Below are 22123 nucleotides of genomic sequence, written 5' to 3'. Positions count from 1 at the left end.
TCCTTAGCGCTTGTTCTTGCCGGTACGACGACGACGCACGATGAGCTTGTCGCTTTCCTTGTTGGGGCGACGGGTGCGTCCCTCGGGCTTACCGTTGGGGTTGACCGGGTGACGACCACCGGAGGTCTTGCCCTCGCCACCACCGTGCGGGTGGTCCACGGGGTTCATGACCACACCGCGGACGGTCGGGCGGATGCCCTTCCAGCGGTTACGTCCGGCCTTGCCCCAGTTGATGTTGGACTGCTCGGCGTTGCCGACCTCGCCCACGGTCGCGCGGCAGCGCACGTCCACGTTGCGGATTTCACCGGAGGGCAGGCGCAGCTGACCGTACTTGCCCTCACGGGCGACCAGCTGCACGGATGCGCCGGCGGAACGGGCGAGCTTGGCTCCCCCACCCGGACGCAGCTCCACCGCGTGCAGCACGGTACCCACGGGGATGTTGCGCAGCGGCAGGTTGTTGCCCGGCTTGATGTCGGCGTTGGGGCCAGACTCCACGACGTCGCCCTGACGCAGGCGGTTCGGCGCGATGATGTAGCGCTTGGTGCCGTCCACGTAGTGCAGCAGCGCGATCCGAGCCGTACGGTTCGGGTCGTACTCGATGTGGGCGACCTTCGCGTCCACGCCGTCCTTGTCGTGACGACGGAAGTCAATCACGCGATACTGGCGCTTGTGCCCGCCACCCTTGTGACGGGTGGTGATGCGGCCGGTGTTGTTACGACCGCCCTTCTTGGGCAGCGGACGCACCAGGGACTTCTCGGGCGTGGTGCGCGTGATTTCTACGAAGTCCGCAACCGACGAGCCACGACGGCCCGGGGTTGTCGGCTTGTGCTTACGGATAGCCATGTTTTGAGTTCCTCGTTAAAGTGGTCTCCGCTCAAGAGAGCGGACCGCCGAAGATGTCGATGGAGCCTTCCCGGAGGGACACGATGGCACGCTTGGTGGCCTTACGCTGTCCCCAGCCGAAGCGCGTGCGCTTACGCTTACCGGGACGGTTGAGGGTGTTCACGGACGCGACCTTGACACCGAAGATGTGCTCGATCGCGTACTTGATCTCGGTCTTGTTGGCGGAGGGGGCCACCTGGAAGGTGTACTTGCCCTCGTCGATCAGACCGTAGGACTTCTCGGAGACCACGGGACGGATGATGACGTCGCGCGGGTCCTTGTTGTAGATAACGCTCACTTGGCGTCCTCCTGCTTGCTACCGGACGCGGCTGCGACGAACGAGTCGTAAGCGGCCTTGGTGAAGACCACGTCGTCCGAGACGAGCACGTCGTACGTGTTGAGCTGATCGGCGTACACGGCGTGCACGTTGACCAGGTTGCGCACGGACAGCGCGGCGTTGTCCTCGCCACGGTTCAGCACCACGAGCAGGTTCTTGCGCTCGGTGAGCGAACGCAGCGCCTCCTTGGCGGCCTTCGTGGACGGCTGCTCGCCGCTCACCAGGTCCGCGACCACGTGGATGCGGCCGTTACGGGCCCTGTCCGAGAGGGCACCGCGTAGGGCGGCAGCCTTCATCTTCTTGGGCGTGCGCTGGGAGTAGTCACGCGGCGTGGGGCCGTGCACCACGCCACCGCCGGTCATGTGCGGGGCACGGATGGAGCCCTGACGAGCCCGGCCGGTGCCCTTCTGCTTGAACGGCTTGCGACCGGCGCCGGAGACCTCCGCGCGGGTCTTGGTCTTGTGCGTGCCCTGACGGGCGGCGGCCAGCTGTGCGACGACGACCTGGTGCAGCAGCGCCACGTTGGTCTGGGCGTCGAAGATCTCAGCGGGCAGCTCGACGTTGACGGTTTCAGTTGCCATGAGTATCAGGCTCCCTTCACGGTGGAACGGACGAGGACGACCGATCCCTTGGGGCCCGGCAGGGCGCCCTTGATGAGCAGCAGGGAGTTCTCGGCGTCGACAGCGTGCACGGTCAGGTTCATGGTCGTGTGACGGGCGTTGCCCATCCGGCCGGCCATGCGCATGCCCTTGAACACGCGAGCGGGGTACGATGCGCCGCCGATGGAACCCGGCTTGCGGTGGTTCTTGTGTGCACCGTGGGAGGCGCCCACACCGGCGAAGCCGTGGCGCTTCATGACACCCGCGGTGCCCTTGCCCTTGGTGGTGCCGACGACGTCGACCTTGGCGCCAGCCTCGAAGAGCTCGACGGACAGTTCCTGTCCCAGCTCGTACTCAGCGGCGTCGGAAGTACGAAGTTCGACGACATGACGACGGGGCGTCACGCCTGCAGCGGCGAAGTGACCGGCCAGTGGCTTGGTCACCTTGCGGGGATCGATCGCACCGAAGCCGATCTGCACGGCGTTGTAGCCGTCCTTGTCCTCGTTGCGCAGCTGCGTCACGACGTTGGAGTCGGCCTTGACCACGGTCACCGGCACGAACTTCCCGTTCTCGTCCCAGACCTGGGTCATGCCGAGCTTCGTGCCCAGCAGGCCCTTCACCTGGCGTTCGAAAGTGGTAGTCATTGGGGTGCGATCCTTTTTACAGCTTGATTTCGATGTTCACGTCAGCGGGCAGGTCGAGACGCATGAGCGAGTCGACGGCCTTGGGCGTGGGGTCGATGATGTCGATCAGCCGCTTGTGGGTGCGCATCTCGAAATGCTCACGGCTGTCCTTGTACTTGTGCGGCGAGCGGATCACGCAGTACACATTCTTCTCGGTGGGCAGCGGGACGGGTCCCACCACCGTGGCGCCTGCGCGCGTCACCGTCTCAACGATCTTCCGGGCCGAGACGTCGATGACCTCGTGGTCATAGGACTTCAGCCGGATGCGGATTTTTTGTCCCGCCATGGCGTCGTGACTCTCTTTCTTCAAGTACTTCCCTGTATGGAGTCCGCGGACTCCTTGTGCTCGGCGATCGTGCTCGCCACCCCGCACAGACTGAATCCGGAAACTTCCGGGTTCCTCACCCTGTCGGGGCCCCGGCACCCGAACTCGGGCGTGTCGCGCGAGGAGCGCGCCGCCCGGTCCACACAATGATGCGGTGCCGGTTGAAAAATGGTTGTCCGCGGTGATATCTGCGTGGAAGTTCGCTGCATTGCGTTTGCTTCGGTTGCGCGACTGCTCCGCACCCGGTTCTCTCAATGGACTCCACGCGCTCGACCGGCGCACGGGAATCCCGCGTCGCTGAGCGAACAACAGCGACCATTCTGCCAGAGATCCGGGGGAGCGCGCAAACCGGCCACGCTCCTACTCCCCCGGGCCGGCGGGCACGCCGCCGCCCGGACATGCGAGAACCCCGCGGTCCTGAACGGACCACGGGGTTCTCGAAGGTTCGACTCAGCGCCTCACCGGATCAACGGGTCTTACTTGTTGATCTTGGTCACACGACCGGAGCCCACGGTGCGGCCACCCTCACGGATGGCGAAGCCTAGGCCTTCCTCCATGGCGATCGGCTGGATCAGCTCGACCGTCATCTCGGTGTTGTCACCGGGCATGACCATCTCGGTGCCCTCGGGCAGGGTGATGACGCCGGTGACGTCCGTGGTGCGGAAGTAGAACTGCGGGCGGTAGTTCGAGTAGAACGGGTTGTGACGCCCGCCCTCTTCCTTGGACAGGATGTAGACGTTGGCCTCGAAGTCGGTGTGCGGGGTGATGGAACCCGGCTTGCACACGACCTGGCCACGCTCGACGTCGTCGCGCTTGAGACCGCGCAGCAGCAGACCGCAGTTCTCGCCGGCCATGGCCTCGTCCATCTGCTTGTGGAACATCTCGATACCGGTCACCGTGGTCTTCTGCACGGGGCGGATGCCCACGATCTCGACCTCGGAGTTGATCGGCAGGGTACCGCGCTCGGCGCGGCCGGTCACCACGGTGCCGCGACCGGTGATCGTGAAGACGTCCTCGATGGGCATCAGGAAGGGCTTGTCGGTGTCACGCACGGGGTCCGGGACGTTCTCGTCCACGGCCTCCATGAGGTCCTCGACGGACTTGACCCACTCGGCGTCGCCCTCGAGGGCCTTCAGGGCGGAGACGCGCACCACGGGGGCGTTGTCGCCGTCGAAGCCCTGGTCGGACAGCAGCTCGCGGACCTCCATCTCGACGAGGTCGAGCAGCTCTTCGTCGTCGACCATGTCGGACTTGTTCAGCGCCACCAGCAGGTAGGGCACGCCCACCTGGCGGGCGAGCAGGACGTGCTCGCGGGTCTGGGCCATGGGGCCGTCGGTCGCGGCGACCACGAGGATCGCGCCGTCCATCTGAGCAGCACCGGTGATCATGTTCTTCACGTAGTCGGCGTGACCGGGGGCGTCCACGTGGGCGTAGTGACGCTTGTCGGTCTGGTACTCGATGTGAGAGATGTTGATCGTGATGCCGCGCTGCTTCTCCTCCGGGGCGGAGTCGATCGCACCGAAGTCACGCTGCTCGTTGACGTCCGGGTACTTGTCGGCCAGGACCTTGGAGATCGCAGCGGTGAGCGTGGTCTTGCCGTGGTCAACGTGGCCGATGGTGCCAATGTTGAGGTGCGGCTTGGTGCGCTCGAACTTGGCCTTCGCCATGATGTGTTCCTCCTAGAACATTGAGGTGAGACTTGCTCGACTGCTCCGGACCACGGAGCGTGGGACCACAGCGCTTCAGACGCTGCGCGTGTCGAAACCTGTGCAAGTCTACTTCTGGATTACGAATTTACTGAAATCACGGGGCGTGGGCCCCGCCGGCTCACTCGCCGCGGTTCTTCTGGATGATCTCCTCGGCCACGGCCTTGGGGACCTCCGAGTAGCTGTCGAACTCCATCGAGTACACCGCGCGACCCTGGGTCTTGGACCGCAGGTCACCGATGTAGCCGAACATCTCCGACAAGGGCACCAGGGCCTTCACGAGCTTGACACCCGCGACGTCCTCCATGGACTGGATCTGGCCACGGCGGGAGTTCAGGTCACCGATGACGTCACCCATGTACTCTTCCGGGGTACGCACCTCCACGGCCATGAGCGGCTCGAGAAGGACCGGGTTGGCACGCCGGGCACCTTCTTTGAACACCATCGAGCCGGCGATCTTGAACGCCATTTCCGAGGAGTCCACGTCGTGGTAGGCACCGTCGATCAGGGTGGCCTTGACGCCCACCACCGGGTAGCCCGCGAGGATGCCCAACTGCATGGCGTCCTGGATACCGTGGTCCACCGAGGGGATGTACTCGCGCGGCACGCGACCACCGGTCACGGCATTGTCGAACTCGTACAGCTCCTCCGCGTCCAGCGGCAGCGGCTCGAAGGAAACCTGCACCTTGGCGAACTGGCCGGAACCACCGGTCTGCTTCTTGTGGGTGTAGTCGACCTTGTCCACGGCCTTCTTGATGGTCTCGCGGTAGGCCACCTGCGGCTTGCCCACGTTGGCCTCGACCTTGAACTCGCGCTTCATGCGGTCCACCAGGATGTCCAGGTGCAGCTCGCCCATGCCGCCGATCTCGGTCTGGCCGGTCTCGTCGTTGAGGGACACCGTGAAGGTGGGATCCTCCGCGGAGAGCTTCTGGATGGCGGTGGACAGCTTCTCCTGGTCACCCTTGGTCTTGGGCTCGATGGCCACGAAGATCACAGGCTGGGGGAAGCTCATGGACTCCAGCACGATCTGGTTGTTCGGGTCCGAGAGGGTGTCACCGGTGGTGGTGTCCTTCAGACCGATCGCGGCGTAGATGTGACCGGCGGAGATCTCGTCCACCGGGTTTTCCTTGTTGGAGTGCATCTGGAAGAGCTTGCCGATGCGCTCGCGCTTGCCCTTGGTGGAGTTCATGACCTGCTCGCCGGCCTTCGCCTTGCCGGAGTACACGCGGATATACGTGAGCTGGCCGTAGAACGGGTGCGAGGCGACCTTGAACGCCAGCGCCGCGAAGGGGCCGTTGGCGTCCGCGGTGCGGGTCATGACCTCTTCCTCGTCGTTGATGGCGTGGCCCTGCACGTCCTCCACGTCGAGCGGGGAGGGCAGGTAGTCCACCACGGCGTCGAGCATGGGCTGCACGCCGCGGTTCTTGAACGCCGAGCCACACAGCACGGGGTAGGCCTGGGAGGTGATCGTCAGCTTGCGGATGCCGGCCTTGATCTCGTCCTCGGTGAGCTCCTCGCCGCCGAGGTACTTCTCCATGAGCTCGTCGTCCGCCTCCGCGACGGCCTCGACGAGCTGGTTGCGGTAGTCATCCGCGCGGTCCTTCAGGTCCTCGGGGATCTCGCGCGTCTCGTACTTGGCACCCAGGGAGACGTCACCCTTGGAGTCGCCCTCCCACACGAGAGCCTTCATGGTCACCAGGTCGACGACGCCCACGAAGTCGTTCTCGGCACCGATCGGCAGCTGCAGCACGAGCGGGGTCGCGCCCAGGCGGGACTTGATGGTGTCCACGGTGAAGTAGAAGTCGGCGCCCAGCTTGTCCATCTTGTTGACGAAGCAGATGCGGGGCACTTCGTACTTATCGGCCTGGCGCCACACGGTCTCGGACTGGGGCTCCACGCCCTCCTTGCCGTCGAAGACGGCCACGGCGCCGTCGAGCACGCGCAGGGAGCGCTCGACCTCGACCGTGAAGTCCACGTGACCCGGGGTGTCGATGATGTTGATCTGGTAGTCGTGCCAGTAGCACGAGGTCGCGGCGGACGTGATGGTGATGCCGCGTTCCTGCTCCTGAGCCATCCAGTCCATCGTGGATGCACCGTCGTGCGTTTCGCCGAGCTTGTGGTTGATGCCCGTGTAGAACAGGATTCGTTCGGTGGTCGTGGTCTTACCGGCATCGATGTGAGCCATGATGCCGATATTGCGGACCTTCTTGAGGTCGGTAAGCACGTCGAGTGCCACGATGGTTCCCTTCGTAAAAGGTAGTGCCGGGCCCTGGTGTCGGCCCCGCGCGGGGCGGGGCCGACAGGACTACCGAATTTTACCAGCGGTAGTGGGCGAAGGCCTTGTTGGATTCGGCCATCTTGTGGGTGTCCTCGCGGCGCTTCACAGCGGCACCGAGGCCGTTGGAGGCGTCGAGGATCTCGTTCTGCAGACGCTCGGTCATGGTGTTCTCACGACGCGCCTTGGAGTAGCCCACGAGCCAGCGCAGGGACAGCGCCTGGGCGCGGCCTGCCTTGACCTCGACCGGCACCTGGTAGGTGGCGCCACCAACACGACGGGAGCGGACCTCGAGGGCCGGCTTGACGTTGTCGAGGGCCTTCTTCAGGGTGGCCACGGGATCGGAGTTGGTCTTGTTGCGCACACCCTCGAGGGCACCGTAGACGATGCGCTCGGCGGTGGACTTCTTGCCGTCCTGCAGGACCTTGTTGATCAGCTGCGTGACCACGGGCGAGCCGTAGACGGGATCGACGACGAGGGGGCGCTTGGGAGCGGGACCTTTACGAGGCATTACTTCTTCTCCTTCTTCGCGCCGTAGCGGGAGCGAGCCTGCTGACGGCCCTTGACACCCTGGGTGTCGAGCGCGCCGCGCACGATCTTGTAACGGACACCCGGCAGGTCCTTCACACGACCACCGCGCACGAGCACGATGGAGTGTTCCTGAAGGTTGTGACCCTCACCCGGGATGTAGGCGGTGACTTCCACGCCGCCGTTGAGCTTCACACGGGCCACCTTGCGCAGCGCCGAGTTCGGCTTCTTGGGGGTCGTGGTGAACACGCGGGTGCAGACGCCGCGCTTCATGGGATTGCCCTTGAGCGCGGGGGCCTTGGTCTTCACGACCTTGGAGTGCCGGCCCTTGCGGACCAGTTGCTGGATAGTTGGCACAGTGCCTCCTGTTGGAACGGGACCGGCGGTGGCCGCCCCCCGTTGATGGCGGAATATTAATCCCGGGCCCGCCGGGACGGATCAGCAGTAGTGACTGCGACGAAACCGTGTCCGAGCATGATGAAAGATGGCATCTAGGTACAAGGTGCGTACCACAGGACGGTGTCCGATTTGCCATCTGAGGATTGCCCGGAATGGAGCAATTCTTCCTCAGCATAGCAGCTCGCGCCTCAGGAGGAAAAATCGCTTTTGCCGGAGGTCACGACGTCTGCCGACAGGGCGGCGGCGCACCGTTGCAGTGCGGGGACCACGCGGCGGTCCGGGTGTTCCACGTCCCCGGATCCGAGGCCCACGCGCATGGACACGTTGATCGCGGCCACCACCGCTCCCGTGCCGTCCGTCACCGGCACGGCCACGGAGCGCAGCCCGAGTTCGAGTTCCTGGTCCACCACGGCGTGGCCGGCACGACGCACGGCGGCGATCTGCGCCCGCAGCTGCGTGTGGTCCGTGAGTGTCAGCGGGGTCAGGCTGCGTGGTTGCGCCCGCTCGAGCAGTTCCGCGAGCTCCTCGGGGGGCAGTGCCGCGAGCAGGACCCGGCCCATGGAGGTTGCGTACGCCGGGAACCTCGTGCCGAGCGAGATGCTCACGCTCATGATCCGCTGGGTGGCCACGCGCGCGACGTAGACGATCTCCGCGCCGTCGAGCACGGACATGGATGTGGATTCCCCGAGCTCCTCCGACAACGAGCGCAGGTGGGGCTGGGCCAGTTGCGGCAGCGACAGCGCGGAGAGATAGGAGTAGCCCAGGCTCAGTACCTTGGGCGTGAGTTCGAAGCGCCGCCCGTCCGAGCGCACGTAACCCAGGGACTCGAGCGTGAGCAGGAACCGACGGGCGGTCGCGCGGGTCAGCTGGGTCTGCCGGGCCACCTCGGACAGGCTCATGGCGGGGCGTTCGGCGTCGAACGCCCCGATCACGGCGAGCCCGCGCGCGAGCGACTGCACGAAACCGTCCCCGGGGGCGGAGTCGTTGCTACCGGTCGTGGTGACCACCCTCTCTCCCCCACGACGCCGCGTGGGTCACTGATCGACACGGCGATGGCACCGCGAACGGTCCGCGCGACACCATCGGCACACTACCCGGCAGACTACCGCGCGGGCCACTGGGCGGGGGTCAGCTCCACCTCCACCTGCTGGGCGAGTTCGTCGAAGCCGACACCGAAGGTCTCGCGCACCGTGACCTTGCCGTCCTCGAGGAGGAACACGCCGAGGTCCGTGTAGATCCGGGACACGCAGCCCACGCCCGTGAGCGGCATGGTGCACTCCTTCACGAGCTTCGACTGACCCTTCTTGGCCTTCAGGGTCATCATCACGAAGGTCTGCTTGGCGCCGGTGGCGAGGTCCATGGCACCGCCCACGGCGGGGATCGCGTCCGGCTTACCGGTGTGCCAGTTGGCGAGGTTGCCTTGCTGGTCCACCTGGAACGCACCCAGCACGCAGCAGTCCAGGTGACCGCCGCGCATCATGGCGAACGAGTCTGCGTGGTGGAAGTACGAGCAGCCCTCGGTCTCGACCACGGGGATCTTGCCGGCGTTGATCAGGTCCGGGTCCACCTCGTCCCCGTGGGCCTCCGCACCCATCCCGAGCATCCCGTTCTCGGTGTGCAGGGTGACGTCGTCCTCGGCGCTGAGGTAGTTGGAGACCAGGGTGGGCTGGCCGATGCCCAGGTTCACGTACGCCCCGGCGGGGATGTCCCGCGCCACGACCTCCGCGAGTTCCTCCGGGCTCAACGGGTGATCACTGTTCTGCGGAACGCTCATGCCGCACCTTCCTCTCGCGGGTCCTGCTGCTGGGGCCGGTTGATCTGCACCACGGTGTCCACGTAGATCCCCGGGGTCACCACGACCTCGGGATCGATCTGCCCGCGCTCCACGATGTCGCTGACCTGCACGATGGAGTGCGTGGCCGCCGCAGCCATGATGGGGCCGAAGTTGCGCGCCGTCTTGCGGTACACGAGGTTGCCGGCCTTGTCCGCCCGATACGCCTTGGTCAGGGAGAAGTCCGCGTGGATGGGGTACTCGAGCACCTGGTGCTTGCCGTCCAGCTCGCGCACCTCCTTGCCCTCGGCCAGGGGCGTGCCGTAACCGGTGGGCGTGAAGAACGCCCCGATCCCGGCACCGGCGGCGCGGATCCGCTCGGCGAGATTGCCCTGCGGGACGACCTCGAGCTCGATCTCACCGGCGCGGTACTTCTCATCGAAGTGCCACGAGTCCGACTGGCGCGGGAACGAGCAGATGATCTTCTGCACGCGGCCCAGCTGGATCAGCTTGGCGAGACCCACGTCCCCGTTGCCGGCGTTGTTGTTCACGACCGTGAGGTCCTTGGCGCCGTGTTCGATCAGGGCGTCGATGAGTTCCACGGGCTGACCGGCCACACCGAAGCCGCCGATCATCACGCACGCACCGTCGTGGATGAGCTCCACGGCCGCCGCGGCGCTGTCTGCAATGTTGAGCATGGTGTGCCTTTCTCGAAAAGGTTGGAGGGGTCTCAGCCCTGGGCGTTTTCGTTCTCGAGCACCACCGCGAGGCCCTGCCCCACGCCGATGCACAGGCTGGCCACACCCCAGCGCTGCCCGCTCTCCTGCAACCGGCGGGCCAGGGTCCCCAACACGCGGGTCCCGGAGGCGCCGAGCGGGTGGCCGATCGCGATGGCCCCGCCCCACTGGTTGACGATGCTCTGGTCCACACCCCACTGGCGCAGGCACGCGAGCGACTGCACGGCGAAGGCCTCGTTGAGTTCCACGGCGGCGACGTCGTCCCACGTGATCCCCGCGCGGCGCACGGCGATGTTGGCCGCCTCCACGGGCGCCTCACCGAAGAACTGTGGTTCGTTGGCGGCGGCACCGCGGCCGGCGATACGGGCGATGGGCTCTCGACCGAGCAGCTGCGCACCGCGCTCGCTGCCGAGCCACACGGCGGACGCGCCGTCGTTCATGGGAGAGGAGTTACCGGCGGTGACGGTCGCGTTGTCACCGCTGCGGAACACGGTGCGCAGACCGGCGAGCGTCTCCGGGGTGGAGTCCCCGCGCACGGTTTCGTCCCGGGTGAGCTCCACGCCCTTCTTGGTGTTGGGTGCCACGCTGACCGTGATGTCGTCGTACTTGCCCTCGTCCCACGCCTTGGCCGCGAGCTGGTGGGAGGTGGCCGCGAACGCGTCCTGGTCCTCGCGCGAGATGCCGTGCTTCTCGCGCAACTGCTCGGTGGCCTCACCGAGGGACACCGTCCACTCGCTCGGCATGTCCGGGTTCACGAGGCGCCAGCCCAGGGTCGTGTTGGCGAGCTCGAGGTTCTGCATGGGGTAGGGCCGCTCGGTCTTGGGCAGCACCCACGGCGCGCGGGACATGGACTCGACGCCGCCCACGAGCAGCAAGTCCCCTTCCCCCACCTCGATCTGACGGGAGCCCATCATCGCGGCGTCCAGGGACGAACCGCACAACCGGTTGATCGTGGAGCCGGGAACGGACACGGGCAGACCCGCGAGCAGCGTGGCCATGCGCGCCACGTTGCGGTTCTCCTCACCGGCGCCGTTGGCGTTGCCTAAGTAGACCTCGTCGATCGTGGCGGGGTCCAGCTCGGGTGCGCGTTCCACGAGCGTGCGCACCACGAGGGCCGCGAGGTCGTCGGGACGGTGGCTCGCGAGCGCGCCTCCCACCTTCCCGAACGGGGTACGGATGGCGTCGTAGACGTATGCGTGGTTCATGGGGATCCTCACCGTGGTAACTCACCCGGCCGCGGCCGGGGCGGCGCCGGGCTCGGGTGTCCGGTCACCGCGTTGCATGTGTTCAGTCTAGAGCGCAGTGATCGCCATGTGAACACTTGTTCGCATGACGAACAATTCCGGTCAGCCCGAGTACTCCGACAGCGCCTTCTGCGCGTGCTTGAACGCGTTATTGGCGGACGGGACGGAGAGGTAGACCGCGGACTGCAGCAGGATCTCCTTGATCTCGTCCGTGCTCAGCCCGTTGCGCAACGCCGCCTTGACGTGCATCTCGAACTCCTCCCAGTGACCGGCGGCGATCAGCGCGGTCAACACGCACGCGCTGCGCATCCGGCGGTCCAGGCCGGGCCGGGTCCAGATCTCACCCCACGCGTAGCGCGAGATGAAGTCCTGGAAGTCCTCCGTGAACTCGGTCTTGCCGGACTCCGCGCGGTCCACGTGGGCGTCCGAGAGCACCTCCCGGCGCACGGTCATCCCGTCCTGCAGGGCCTGTGCTTCGGTGCGTTGCGAGCGTGGGTTCATGTTTGTTCCTCGTTCCTGGTCTCGTGCTGGTTCGTGTCGTCGTTCCCGAGGTCGTGGCCCGTCATGCCGCGCCCCGTGAATCCGTGTCTCGTGCGCTCGCGGCTCCCCGCGGGTGCCGCGGATCGATCGAGCGCGCGGGGACCGCGTCAGCGCGCGGCCGCCACGAGCTCCGCGATCGTGTGGGCCACGAGCTCGGGTGCAGCCACAGGTACGAGGTGGGCGGCGTCGTCGACGACCTCGCAGCGCGCATGCAGCGCGTCTGCGAGACCCTGGGCGACGTCGGGCCCCACCATGACGTCCTGCGCACCGGCCACGACTGCGGTGGGGACGGGCGCGGGGCGCGTGCGCTCCCGCAGGTCGAAACCACCCAGCGCACGGCAGGCCGCGGCGTAACTGAACCGGTCCGTCCCCTGCAGGTCGTGCAGCAGCGGGGTCCCGCGTTCCGAGTGCTCGGCCAGGAAATCGGGGGCGAACCACGCCTTGGCACACCCGATCACCTGGGTGGGTGTGCCGGCACTCGCAACGAGCTCGGCGCGCTCGTGCCACATCCGCGGGTCCGGGAAGTAGTTGCTCGTGGCGATCAACGCCGCGGACGCCACCCGCTCAGGATCCTGGGCGAGCAATTGCTGCACCGCCGCCCCCCCGATCGAGGTCCCCGCCATGTGCCACGACCGCGCACCGGTGTGCTCGGTGACGGCGTCCGCCACGGCGCGGGCGAGTTCTCCGAGCGTGAATTCCTGCACGGGATCGCTGACCCCGTGGCCCGGAAGGTCCCAGCCGATCACGTGGAACCGCTCGGCCAGCAGCGGGGCCACGGCCGCGTAGAGATGGGTGACCGAGGTGCCCAGTGCGGGGCCGAGCACCACGAGGGGCGCACCCTCCGCGAGGTCCTGCGGTCGGGTGAATTCCACGAGTCCCGGTGCGGGAACCGTCATGCCGTCGTCCTTTCCTCGTGCCGGGCCACGGCCCGGTCACACAGTTCGCCCGACGCGCCCAGGTAACCGCGCGGGTCCAGCAGGCTCCGGACCCAGCGGGTCACGGATTGCGGATCCCCGACGGACACTCCCTCGGGCAGAGTCGGGTCCTCTTCCGCCGCGATCTCCCGCGCCAGGGCGCTCGCGAGCGCGTCCGCGTCCCACGGCTCAGCGCGCACCGCGGCCTGCACGCGCTGCTTCGCGTTCTTGCCCTCGCGCTCGCTCAGCACCGGCGCGAGTGCCGCGCCCAGCCGTTCCGCCATCACGCCCGTTCCCGCGCGCTCGAGGTTCTGCGCCATGCGCTCGGTGTCCACCGTGAGCCCCCCGGCCAGCTCGGCAGCGTGCGACGACGCCGCGGTCGCCAGTACCGCGAGCTCGCGCAACGCGGCCCATTCGGCATGCCAGCCGCCGTCCGGGCGTTCGTCGTCCGCGGCGCTCGCACCCGCGAACACCTGGGACAGCAGCCCCGGGGCCGCGATGCCCGTGCGCTTGAGCAGCACGCTCAGCACGGGGTTCTGCTTCTGCGGCATGGCCGAGGAAACACCTCGCCCCTCCGCGGTGGGTTCGCGCAGCTCCCCCACCTCCGGCCGGGACATCATGAGGACGTCGTTGGCCATGCGGGCCAGTGCGGCGGTGGTCTGCGCGTAGCCGCTCGCGACCCGCAGCACCGGCACGCGGTCGGTGTGCCACACACCGTTCGGCAGCTCCAGGCCGAGCTCGTCCGCCCAGTGGCCCAGCAAATCGGTGACCCGCCCGAAGGTCTGCTCCGACGTTCCGCCATCGGAGCAGCGGGCCATCGTGGCGGCCAGGCTCCCGGACGCCCCGCCGTACGACACGGGAAGCCGTGCGGCGAGTACGGCGTCCACGGCGTCGTCGACCGCTGCGAGCCACGAGGCGGCCTTGAGACCGAAAGAAATGGGGAGTGCGTGCTGGGTGAGGGTCCGTCCGACCATCACGGTGTCGCGGTGCTCAGCCACGATGCGAGCGAGAGCGTCCCCCGTGCGAGCGAGGTGCGCGAGGATGCTCGAGCGGACGTCACGCATCACCAGCGCGAGGGCCGTGTCCATGACGTCCTGGCTGGTCAACGAGGCGTGCACCGCACTAATCGGCGCGCCGTTCTCCTCGGTGACCGCTGCACGGTAGGCCGCGAGCAGGGGGATCACGGGATTGCCTCCGCCCTCGGACGCGACCGCGAGGTCGTTCAGGGCCGCTTCGTCGAGCGCCACGCTTTCAGCTGCGGCGTGGGCCGCCCGAGCGGCGCCGGGCACAACGAGCCCGGACCGCGACTGGGCCGCGACCCACGCGTCCTCCACACGGAGGATCGCGCGGGCCACGGCACGGTCGTCGGCGAGCTCTGCGGCTCGGTGGCTCCCCGGAGTGAGAAGACCGGTGAAGATCATCAGATCCCCGGGTAGGCCAGGAACACGGTCTCGCGGTCCCCCTGCAGGTGCACGTCGAAGTGCAACGAGCCGTCCGACTGACGCTCTGCGATCATCGTGGCGCGTTCGGCCTCGGACAGCGAGGACAGCAGCGGATCGTTGGTCAGTGCGTCCGTATCCTCGGGGAGGTACACGCGGGTGAACAGTCGGTTCAGCAGACCGCGCGCGAACACCGTGAGGCAGATGAACGGGGCCTTGCCGTCCTCGGTGGGGCCGGGGTTGACCGTGGTGAAGTCGTAGTGCCCCACGTTGTCCACCGCCACGCGGCCGAAACCGGTGAAGGTGTAGCCGTGCCGCTTGAGCGAACCGGGCTCCTGCGAGACCTGGCCGTTCTCGTCCGCCTGCCAGATCTCGAGCATGGAGTCCGGAACCGGCGTGCCGTGGCCGTCATACACCGTGCCGTGCAGGCGCACGGCGTTCGGGTGCGAACGGTCCACGAGGAACTCCCCGCCCTCGTAGGGCAGCGCGTAGCCGTAGAAGGGTCCGATGGTCTGGCCCGGGGTGGGCACCAGGCGCTCAGTGTTCTCAGACATTGCTGTCGTCCTCCGTCCAGGTTCGGTTCGAACCGCTCAGTACGATGTCCCAGCGGTAGCCGAGCAGCCATTCGTGCTCGGAGATGTCGTGGTCGTAGTCCGCCACGAGACGCTCGCGCGCCTTGGGGTCCACGATCGACTGGTAGATGGGGTCCAACGCGAACAGCGGGTCACCCGGGAAGTACATCTGGGTGATCATGCGCTGCGTGAAGTCCGTGCCGAACAGCGAGAAGTGCACGTGCGCGGGGCGCCACGCGTTGAGGTGGTTCTTCCACGGGTACGGGCCCGGCTTGATGGTGATGAACGAGTAGGAACCGTCGTCACCCGTCAGACAGCGGCCCACGCCCGTGAAGTTCGGGTCGATCGGGGCCGGGTGCTGATCGCGCTTGTGGATGTAGCGACCGGCGGCGTTGGCCTGCCAGATCTCCACGAGCTGGTTGCGCACGGGGCGGCCGTCGCCGTCCAGGATGCGCCCGGAGATCCGGATCCGCTCACCGATGGGCTCGCCGCCGTCCTGGATTGTCAGATCCGACTCCAGCGCGTGCACGTCCCGCTGGCCGAAGGCCGGCGCGTAGAGCTCGATGGTCTCCGGGTCCGCGTGACGGGGGTCCTTGGTGGGGTGACGCAGGATCGAGCTGCGGTACGGGGCGTAGTCCAGACGAGGCTGGGTCTCCTCCGTGCCAGCCTTCTCGTACTGCTTGCTGATGGCGGCCATCTCGTCGTTGAGTTGGTTCTGGGTGTCGGCGGCGTCGTCCGCGCCCTTGACGTACGGCGGGTCGAAGGTGTCGTCGTTCTCGGTGGTCATGATCATCTCCTTGGGTGAGTGGATCGGAGTCTGGGTCCGGTGTGCTCAGGTGCGGTCCTGCCAGCCGGTGTATGACTCGGCGAAGTAGCCCGAGCCGTACGTGGAGTTCGTGACGGTCTCGAACTCGCCCCGGCGGCGCTTCATGTTGAAGGGGTTCTCCCCCGGCTGGATGTGCATCAGGTTGGTGACCCAGTACGAGAAGTTCTGGGCCTTCCAGATCCGGTCCAGGGCCTTGGCGGAGTACCCGGCCAACCCGCGCTCGTCACCGGAACCGAAGAACTCGATGATCGCCGGCGCGAGCACCCGCACGTCGCAGAACGCGAGGTTCAGACCCTTGGCGCCCGTGGGCGGCACGGTGTGCCCGGCGTCCCCCACCAGGAACATGTTCCCGTAGCGCAGGGGCTCGCACACGTACGAGCGGAACGGCAGCACGGTTTTGTCGAAGATGGGCCCGCGCTGCAGCTGCAACCCGTCCGGGCCGTCGATGCGCCGCTGCAACTCGGTCCAGATCCGCTCGTCGTCCCAGTCGTCCACGTTCTCGTTGGGGTCGCACTGGAAGTACATGCGCTGCACGGTGTCGCTGCGCTGCGAGATCAACGCGAAACCGTACTGCGAGTTCGCGTAGATCAGCTCGGGTGCCGACGGCGGCGCTTCGCACAGGATCCCGAACCACGCGAACGGGTACTCGATGAAATTGTCCGTGCGCACGTCCTGCGGGATCTGACGCTTGCAGATGCCCTTGGAACCGTCCGCGCCCACGAGCAGGCGGCTGCGGATCTCGAGCTTCTCGCCCTCCTTGGTGGTGCACAGCACCGTGGGCTGCTCCGTGGTCAGGTCCCGGACCTCGGTGTCCGTGACTTCCCAGCGCACGTCACCGCCGTCGCGCTCGCGCGCCGCCGCAAGATCCGCGAATACCTCGTTCTGGGGGTACAGCCACACGGACTGACCCACGAGCTTTTGGAAGTCGATGCGACGGCTCTCGCCCTCGAAGCGCAGCACGGTGCCCTCGTGCTCGTGGCCGTGCGACAGCACGCGCCCGTCCACGCCGGTCTCGGCGAGCATCTGCACGGTCCCCGCTTCGAGGATGCCCGCACGGTGGGTATTGGCGATCTCGTCGTGGCTGCGTTTCTCCACGACCACGTTGTCGATCCCGGCCCGGTACAACAGGTGGGAGAGCATCAGTCCGGCGGGCCCCGCCCCCACGATGGCCACCTGGGTGTCGATGATCGTTCGCTCCTCGAGCATGTGTCCTCCTTGCGCACGTCGTGGGTCACATTATGTTGGAGCCATATGGCGCGTATCTCATTGATTCCGTTCAATGGGACGGGGGCCGCGTCTGTGACGCGGGGTACGACATCGCTGCGGCCGGTACGCGGCTCCCCGTTGCGCCTTGGGCGGAGGTGTTTTCCGCGAAGATCACCCACACGGGGTTGTCAGAATGCCCCCAGGGCGCGGGAGATCCCGTGGCCAGCAACCCGTAACGTTTGCACGATGGCCGAGACATCTGGATCCCGCATGTCGCTCAGGGGCAGCACCGCTCCGAGGGCCGCTGCGCGGTGCCCCGGGGGGACCTTGAGCGGGACCGCCACTCCCCCACTGCCCTCGTCGATGCGTTCGCGCTGGATCGCATAACCGCGCTGCGCGAAGACCCCCAGGTCCGCCGCGAAGCGTTCCCTGCCCACGAGGGCACCGCCCGGTTCGTCCGCGACCGCCCGCGCCGCGGCGGCGTCATGGTACTGCGCGATGAACTCGTCCGAACAGTGGCACAACAGGGCGAGACCCGTGGCCGAGCGGTGCAGTGGAAGGCGTCCGGCGACGATCGAGCGCAGTGGGACCGCCGAGTCATTCGCGGCGATCCGCTCGGCGAACAGGACGTCGTGGCCCTCGATCACCCCCACGTGCACGTGTTGGCGCAGCACCGCGTGCACGTCCGACATGAACGGGATCGCGACCGCCGCGAGGTTCTCGGCGGATGCCGCGCGGGACGCGAGCTCCCATAACCGGGTCCCCACCCGGTAGGTCTGCGCGGAACCGGACTCGAGCCATCCCGCGCGCTTCATGTCCCCCAGGATCCGGTGCACCGTGGAGGATGGCAACCCGGTGGCCGCGCAGATCTCGCGGAAGGTCAGCTCGGGACGTGCGGGGCCGAACGCGTCCAGGACGCGATCGAACCGGGTGATCAGTGATTCACCGGACGCCGAGTTGGCCATGCTTCGCCTCCGTTCATGGCTCCCGCGAAAGCCGAACCGCGGGATCCTTGCCCGCTCCAGCCTACGACCCCGCGGCCGTGCCTCTCCCGGCACGAGGCCGCGGCGAGGGTGGCCGCGACCGGGACGAACGCGTTCGGGTCGGTCGCAACCGGGGCGCGGTGGCCGGGTACCGCGCCGTCGTCCGGAACGGGTCCGGGTACGCGAGAGCCCGGGTGGTTCTCCCCGAAGGGAAGCCCACCCGGGCTCTCAGATCACACGCCTACTCGGCTCAGTGACCGCCGAAATCGTAGTCGTCCAGGGGGATCGCATGGAACTCGGAACCGAGCCCCCCGGCGTTCTCCTCGGCGTAGCTGAAATCGGTGAACGCGGAGGGATCCGTGAACATGGAGGCCTTGGCCTCCTCGGTGGGCTCCACGTCCACGCTGTTGTACCGCTCCAGACCGGTACCGGCGGGGATGAGCTTACCGATGATCACGTTCTCCTTCAGACCCAGAAGCGGATCCGACTTGCCCTCCATGGCGGCCTGCGTGAGCACACGGGTGGTCTCCTGGAAGGACGCGGCGGACAGCCACGAGTCCGTGGCCAGGGAGGCCTTGGTGATGCCCATGAGCTCCGGACGCCCGGCCGCGGGACGCTTGCCCTCCGCCACCGCGGCGCGGTTGGCCTCGAGGAAGCGCACGTTGTCCACCAGCTCACCCGGCAGCAACGAGGTGTCGCCGGACTCGATGATGGTCACGCGCCGCAGCATCTGGCGCACGATGACCTCCACGTGCTTGTCGTGGATGCCCACGCCCTGGGAGCGGTACACGCCCTGGACCTCATCCACGAGGTGCTTCTGCGCCTCACGAGGACCGCGGATACGCAGTACCTCCTTGGGGTCCACGGCACCGGTCACGAGCTGCTGACCGACCTCCACGTGATCGCCGTCCGCGACGAGCAGCTTGGCGCGGCGCAGCACCGGGTAGGCGAACTCCTCGTCACCGTTGTCCGGGACCACCACGATCTTCAGCGACTTGTCCGTGTCCTCGATGCGGATCCGGCCGGCCACCTCGGAGATGGGGGCCACGCCCTTGGGCGTGCGGGCCTCGAACAGCTCCTGGATACGGGGCAGACCCTGCGTGATGTCACCGTCCGAGGACGCCACACCACCGGTGTGGAACGTACGCATGGTCAGCTGGGTACCGGGCTCACCGATGGACTGGGCGGCCACGATGCCCACGGCCTCGCCGATGTCCACCAACTGGTTGGTGGCCAGCGAACGGCCGTAGCACGCGGCGCACACGCCCACGGCGGACTCGCACGTGAGGACCGAGCGCACGCGCACCTGGTCCACACCGGCGTTGTAGAGCTTGTTGATCATGGCGTCGGACATGTCCGCGCCCGCCTCGGCAAGCACTTCGCCGTTCTCGTCCGCCACGGCGCTGGCCAGCACGCGGCCGTGCACCGTGTTCTCGATGTCCTCGTGCAGCGTGCGCACACCGGTGTCGGTGATGTCCGCGAGCGGCAGGGTCAACCCGCGCACCGTCTGGCAATCGGACTCTCGCACGATCACGTCCTGCGAGACGTCCACCAGTCGACGGGTCAGGTAACCCGAGTTGGCGGTACGCAGAGCGGTGTCCGCGAGGCCCTTACGCGCACCGTGGGTCGCGATGAAGTACTCCAACACGGACAGGCCCTCACGGTAGGAGGACTTGATCGGTCGGGGCATGATCTCGCCCTTGGGGTTCGCCACCAGACCACGGATACCCGCGATCTGACGCACCTGCATCCAGTTACCACGTGCACCGGAGGAGACCATCCGGTTGATCGTGTTCCCGGCGGTCAGGTTGTTGCGCATGGCCTCGGCGACCTCATCGGTGGCCTTGGACCAGATGTCGATGAGCTCGGAGCGGCGCTCGTCGTCGTCGATCAGCCCCTTGTCGTACTGGCCCTGGATCCGCGCGGCCTGCGCCTCGTAGCCCTCCATGATGGCGGGCTTCTCCGGCGGGGTGGCGATGTCCGAGATGGCCACGGTGACACCCGATCGGGAGGCCCAGTGGAAGCCGGCGTCCTTGAGGTTGTCCAAAGTCTTGGCCACCTGGGTCATGGGGTAACGCTCTGCGAGGTCGTTCACGAGCGCGGACAGGTGCTTCTTGTCCGCGACGTTCTCGTCCCACGGGTAGTCGGCAGGCAGCGTCTCGTTGAACAGCACGCGACCAAGCGTGGTCTCCACGACGGCGGGCTGACCTTGCTCCCAGCCCTCGGGCGCTTCCCACCCGGCGTACGGCACGAAGTCCTCGAGCTCGATCTTGCAGCGCGAGTTCAGGTGCAGCTCACCGGAGTCCGCGGCCATGATGGCCTCGGCCACGGAGGAGTAGCTGTTGCCCTCCCCGGCCCAACCCTCACGCACGGTGGTGAGGTGGTACAGACCGATGATCATGTCCTGCGAGGGCAGGGCGATCGGCTTGCCGTCCGAGGGCTTGAGGATGTTGTTCGAGGACAGCATCAGCACACGCGCCTCGGCCTGCGCCTCCGGAGACAGCGGCAGGTGCACGGCCATCTGGTCACCGTCGAAGTCGGCGTTGAACGCGCCGCACACGAGCGGGTGCAGCTGGATGGCCTTGCCCTCCACGAGCTGCGGCTCGAACGCCTGGATGCCCAGACGGTGCAGGGTCGGTGCGCGGTTGAGCAGCACGGGGTGCTCCGTGATGACCTCTTCCAGCACGTCCCACACCTGCGGGCGGTAGCGCTCCACCATCCGCTTGGCGGACTTGATGTTCTGCGCGTGGTTGAGGTCCACGAGGCGCTTCATCACGAAGGGCTTGAACAGCTCCAACGCCATCTGCTTGGGCAGCCCGCACTGGTGCAGCTTGAGCTGCGGGCCCACCACGATCACGGAACGACCGGAGTAGTCCACGCGTTTGCCCAGCAGGTTCTGACGGAAGCGGCCCTGCTTGCCCTTGAGCATGTCGGACAGCGACTTCAACGCACGGTTGCCGGGGCCCGTGACCGGGCGACCGCGGCGGCCGTTGTCGAACAGCGAGTCCACGGCCTCCTGGAGCATGCGCTTCTCGTTGTTCACGATGATCTCGGGCGCACCGAGGTCCAACAGCCGCTTGAGGCGGTTGTTGCGGTTGATCACACGACGGTAGAGGTCGTTGAGATCGGACGTCGCGAACCGGCCACCGTCCAGCTGCACCATGGGGCGCAGTTCCGGCGGGATCACCGGGACGGCGTCCAGTACCATGCCGAGCGGCGAGTTGTTCGTGGTCAGGAACGCGTTGACCACCTTGAGGCGCTTGAGGGCGCGGGTCTTGCGCTGACCCTTGCCCGTGGCGATGGTCTCGCGCAGGGCCTCGGCCTCCGCGGCGAGATCGAAGGTCTCGAGGCGCTTCTTGATGGACTCGGCGCCCATGGAACCCTCGAAGTACATGCCGTAGCGGTCCACCATCTGGCGGTACAGGGCCTCATCACCCTCGAGGTCGTTGACCTTGAGGTTCTTGAAACGGTCCCAGACCTTCTCGAGGTAGTCGATCTCACGATCGGCGCGCTTGCGCACGTTCGCCATCTGACGGTCCGCGGAGTCACGCAGCTTGCGCTTCTCGGCGGCCTTGCCGCCCTCCTCCTCGACGCGCGCGAGATCGTTCTCGAGGTCACGGGCGATCGCGTTGATGTCCGCGTCGCGGGTGTCCTCAAGCTGCTTCTTCTCACGGTCGATCGCGGCCTGTAGGTTGGGCAGGTCGTCGTGACGGGCCTGCTCGTCCACGGACGTGATCATGTACGCCGCGAAGTAGATGACCTTCTCGAGGTCCTTCGGGGCGAGGTCCAGCAGGTATCCCAAGCGCGAGGGCACGCCCTTGAAGTACCAGATGTGGGTCACGGGAGCGGCGAGCTCGATGTGACCCATCCGCTCACGACGCACCTTGGCGCGCGTGACCTCCACGCCGCAGCGCTCGCAGATGATGCCTTTGTAGCGCACACGCTTGTACTTACCGCAGTAGCACTCCCAGTCCCGGGTGGGGCCGAAGATCTTCTCGCAGAACAAGCCGTCCTTCTCAGGCTTGAGCGTGCGGTAGTTGATGGTCTCGGGCTTCTTGACCTCGCCGTAGGACCAGCCGCGGATCTGATCCGCGGTCGCGAGGCCGATACGCATGAGGCCCAGTGAAGAATCGTTGGACATAAGGTCCTGTCCCTCT

The 22123-nt window shown here is 67.0% G+C and carries 21 protein-coding genes; all 21 read right to left on the bottom strand.

Translation table 11 applies throughout. From position 1 onward, the window contains the following. Positions 1-3: 3 nt before the first annotated feature. The 21 genes from rplB to RF637_RS01695 all read right to left on the bottom strand — a co-directional run bounded on the left by rplB (position 4) and on the right by RF637_RS01695 (position 22107). A complete protein-coding gene (gene rplB / locus RF637_RS01795) occupies positions 4-843 on the bottom strand; it encodes a 50S ribosomal protein L2 (RefSeq protein WP_035959718.1) in 840 nt (279 codons plus the stop codon). Between the two features lie 31 nt (positions 844-874). After that, positions 875-1180, bottom strand: coding sequence for a 50S ribosomal protein L23 (gene rplW / locus RF637_RS01790; protein WP_035959727.1), 306 nt, complete (start codon positions 1178-1180; stop codon positions 875-877). After that, positions 1177-1800: a 50S ribosomal protein L4 gene (gene rplD / locus RF637_RS01785; protein WP_035959733.1), complete on the bottom strand. Its 624-nt coding sequence runs from the start codon at positions 1798-1800 to the stop codon at positions 1177-1179. Before rplD ends, rplW begins: the two co-directional genes overlap by 4 nt. A gap of 5 nt (positions 1801-1805) precedes the next feature. Next, positions 1806-2462, bottom strand: coding sequence for a 50S ribosomal protein L3 (gene rplC / locus RF637_RS01780; RefSeq protein WP_035959743.1), 657 nt, complete (start codon positions 2460-2462; stop codon positions 1806-1808). A gap of 16 nt (positions 2463-2478) precedes the next feature. Then, a complete protein-coding gene (rpsJ, locus tag RF637_RS01775) occupies positions 2479-2787 on the bottom strand; it encodes a 30S ribosomal protein S10 (protein WP_003803825.1) in 309 nt (102 codons plus the stop codon). A 515-nt stretch (positions 2788-3302) separates the two neighbouring features. Continuing rightward, complete coding sequence (gene tuf, locus RF637_RS01770; RefSeq protein ID WP_064845211.1) at positions 3303-4493, bottom strand: elongation factor Tu; 1191 nt, start codon at positions 4491-4493, stop codon at positions 3303-3305. A gap of 160 nt (positions 4494-4653) precedes the next feature. Next, entirely contained in the window at positions 4654-6768 is a 2115-nt protein-coding gene (gene fusA, locus RF637_RS01765) for an elongation factor G (protein ID WP_368844002.1), read from the bottom strand. A gap of 79 nt (positions 6769-6847) precedes the next feature. Then, positions 6848-7318: a 30S ribosomal protein S7 gene (rpsG, locus tag RF637_RS01760; RefSeq protein ID WP_064845213.1), complete on the bottom strand. Its 471-nt coding sequence runs from the start codon at positions 7316-7318 to the stop codon at positions 6848-6850. Then, positions 7318-7692, bottom strand: coding sequence for a 30S ribosomal protein S12 (gene rpsL, locus RF637_RS01755; protein ID WP_012397684.1), 375 nt, complete (start codon positions 7690-7692; stop codon positions 7318-7320). The genes rpsG and rpsL overlap by 1 nt, the downstream gene beginning before the upstream one ends. Before the next feature lie 230 nt (positions 7693-7922). After that, the gene (locus tag RF637_RS01750; RefSeq protein WP_270258612.1) at positions 7923-8741 is read right to left on the bottom strand and encodes an IclR family transcriptional regulator C-terminal domain-containing protein; all 819 of its coding nucleotides are present in this window, start codon (positions 8739-8741) and stop codon (positions 7923-7925) included. A 95-nt stretch (positions 8742-8836) separates the two neighbouring features. Beyond that, on the bottom strand, positions 8837-9508 hold the full coding sequence (locus RF637_RS01745) for a 3-oxoacid CoA-transferase subunit B (RefSeq protein WP_368844001.1): 672 nt from the start codon (positions 9506-9508) through the stop codon (positions 8837-8839). Then, a complete protein-coding gene (locus tag RF637_RS01740; protein WP_064845216.1) occupies positions 9505-10203 on the bottom strand; it encodes a 3-oxoacid CoA-transferase subunit A in 699 nt (232 codons plus the stop codon). The genes RF637_RS01745 and RF637_RS01740 overlap by 4 nt, the downstream gene beginning before the upstream one ends. Positions 10204-10235: 32 nt before the next feature. After that, entirely contained in the window at positions 10236-11447 is a 1212-nt protein-coding gene (locus tag RF637_RS01735; RefSeq protein WP_085106404.1) for a thiolase family protein, read from the bottom strand. A 141-nt stretch (positions 11448-11588) separates the two neighbouring features. Beyond that, the gene (locus RF637_RS01730; RefSeq protein WP_085106403.1) at positions 11589-11987 is read right to left on the bottom strand and encodes a carboxymuconolactone decarboxylase family protein; all 399 of its coding nucleotides are present in this window, start codon (positions 11985-11987) and stop codon (positions 11589-11591) included. Positions 11988-12133: 146 nt separating this feature from the next. Next, positions 12134-12922, bottom strand: a complete 789-nt coding sequence (locus RF637_RS01725; RefSeq protein WP_085106402.1) for an alpha/beta fold hydrolase — start codon at positions 12920-12922, stop codon at positions 12134-12136. Further along, positions 12919-14361 carry a lyase family protein gene (locus RF637_RS01720; protein ID WP_368844000.1) on the bottom strand — a complete coding sequence of 481 codons (1443 nt, stop codon included), beginning with the start codon at positions 14359-14361 and terminating at the stop codon, positions 12919-12921. Before RF637_RS01720 ends, RF637_RS01725 begins: the two co-directional genes overlap by 4 nt. Further along, the gene (gene pcaG / locus RF637_RS01715; RefSeq protein ID WP_368843999.1) at positions 14361-14933 is read right to left on the bottom strand and encodes a protocatechuate 3,4-dioxygenase subunit alpha; all 573 of its coding nucleotides are present in this window, start codon (positions 14931-14933) and stop codon (positions 14361-14363) included. Before pcaG ends, RF637_RS01720 begins: the two co-directional genes overlap by 1 nt. Further along, entirely contained in the window at positions 14926-15738 is an 813-nt protein-coding gene (gene pcaH, locus RF637_RS01710; RefSeq protein WP_085106480.1) for a protocatechuate 3,4-dioxygenase subunit beta, read from the bottom strand. The genes pcaG and pcaH overlap by 8 nt, the downstream gene beginning before the upstream one ends. Before the next feature lie 45 nt (positions 15739-15783). Continuing rightward, positions 15784-16983: a 4-hydroxybenzoate 3-monooxygenase gene (locus RF637_RS01705; protein ID WP_368843998.1), complete on the bottom strand. Its 1200-nt coding sequence runs from the start codon at positions 16981-16983 to the stop codon at positions 15784-15786. Positions 16984-17171: 188 nt separating this feature from the next. Continuing rightward, positions 17172-17948, bottom strand: a complete 777-nt coding sequence (locus RF637_RS01700) for an IclR family transcriptional regulator (protein ID WP_368843997.1) — start codon at positions 17946-17948, stop codon at positions 17172-17174. A gap of 268 nt (positions 17949-18216) precedes the next feature. Beyond that, positions 18217-22107, bottom strand: coding sequence for a DNA-directed RNA polymerase subunit beta' (locus tag RF637_RS01695; protein WP_368843996.1), 3891 nt, complete (start codon positions 22105-22107; stop codon positions 18217-18219). Positions 22108-22123 lie beyond the last annotated feature (16 nt).

This window comes from Kocuria sp. CPCC 204721, from assembly GCF_040980945.1.
In the GTDB taxonomy this organism is placed as follows: domain Bacteria; phylum Actinomycetota; class Actinomycetes; order Actinomycetales; family Micrococcaceae; genus Kocuria; species Kocuria marina.
The sequence above is the reverse complement of the archived record's forward strand: the minus strand, read 5'-3'. Positions and strand labels throughout refer to the sequence as shown.

What these genes read in the sequence shown, in the direction of transcription:
- rplB (WP_035959718.1), bottom strand. Translation starts at nt 843, where the DNA reads ATGGCTATCCGTAAGCACAAGCCGACAACCCCGGGCCGTCGTGGCTCG.
- rplD (WP_035959733.1), bottom strand. Translation starts at nt 1,800, where the DNA reads ATGGCAACTGAAACCGTCAACGTCGAGCTGCCCGCTGAGATCTTCGAC.
- rplC (WP_035959743.1), bottom strand. Translation starts at nt 2,462, where the DNA reads ATGACTACCACTTTCGAACGCCAGGTGAAGGGCCTGCTGGGCACGAAG.
- rpsJ (WP_003803825.1), bottom strand. Translation starts at nt 2,787, where the DNA reads ATGGCGGGACAAAAAATCCGCATCCGGCTGAAGTCCTATGACCACGAG.
- tuf (WP_064845211.1), bottom strand. Translation starts at nt 4,493, where the DNA reads ATGGCGAAGGCCAAGTTCGAGCGCACCAAGCCGCACCTCAACATTGGC.
- rpsG (WP_064845213.1), bottom strand. Translation starts at nt 7,318, where the DNA reads ATGCCTCGTAAAGGTCCCGCTCCCAAGCGCCCCCTCGTCGTCGATCCC.
- RF637_RS01745 (WP_368844001.1), bottom strand. Translation starts at nt 9,508, where the DNA reads ATGAGCGTTCCGCAGAACAGTGATCACCCGTTGAGCCCGGAGGAACTC.
- RF637_RS01740 (WP_064845216.1), bottom strand. Translation starts at nt 10,203, where the DNA reads ATGCTCAACATTGCAGACAGCGCCGCGGCGGCCGTGGAGCTCATCCAC.
- RF637_RS01735 (WP_085106404.1), bottom strand. Translation starts at nt 11,447, where the DNA reads ATGAACCACGCATACGTCTACGACGCCATCCGTACCCCGTTCGGGAAG.
- RF637_RS01730 (WP_085106403.1), bottom strand. Translation starts at nt 11,987, where the DNA reads ATGAACCCACGCTCGCAACGCACCGAAGCACAGGCCCTGCAGGACGGG.
- RF637_RS01725 (WP_085106402.1), bottom strand. Translation starts at nt 12,922, where the DNA reads ATGACGGTTCCCGCACCGGGACTCGTGGAATTCACCCGACCGCAGGAC.
- RF637_RS01720 (WP_368844000.1), bottom strand. Translation starts at nt 14,361, where the DNA reads ATGATCTTCACCGGTCTTCTCACTCCGGGGAGCCACCGAGCCGCAGAG.
- pcaG (WP_368843999.1), bottom strand. Translation starts at nt 14,933, where the DNA reads ATGTCTGAGAACACTGAGCGCCTGGTGCCCACCCCGGGCCAGACCATC.
- pcaH (WP_085106480.1), bottom strand. Translation starts at nt 15,738, where the DNA reads ATGACCACCGAGAACGACGACACCTTCGACCCGCCGTACGTCAAGGGC.
- RF637_RS01705 (WP_368843998.1), bottom strand. Translation starts at nt 16,983, where the DNA reads ATGCTCGAGGAGCGAACGATCATCGACACCCAGGTGGCCATCGTGGGG.
- RF637_RS01700 (WP_368843997.1), bottom strand. Translation starts at nt 17,948, where the DNA reads ATGGCCAACTCGGCGTCCGGTGAATCACTGATCACCCGGTTCGATCGC.
- RF637_RS01695 (WP_368843996.1), bottom strand. Translation starts at nt 22,107, where the DNA reads ATGTCCAACGATTCTTCACTGGGCCTCATGCGTATCGGCCTCGCGACC.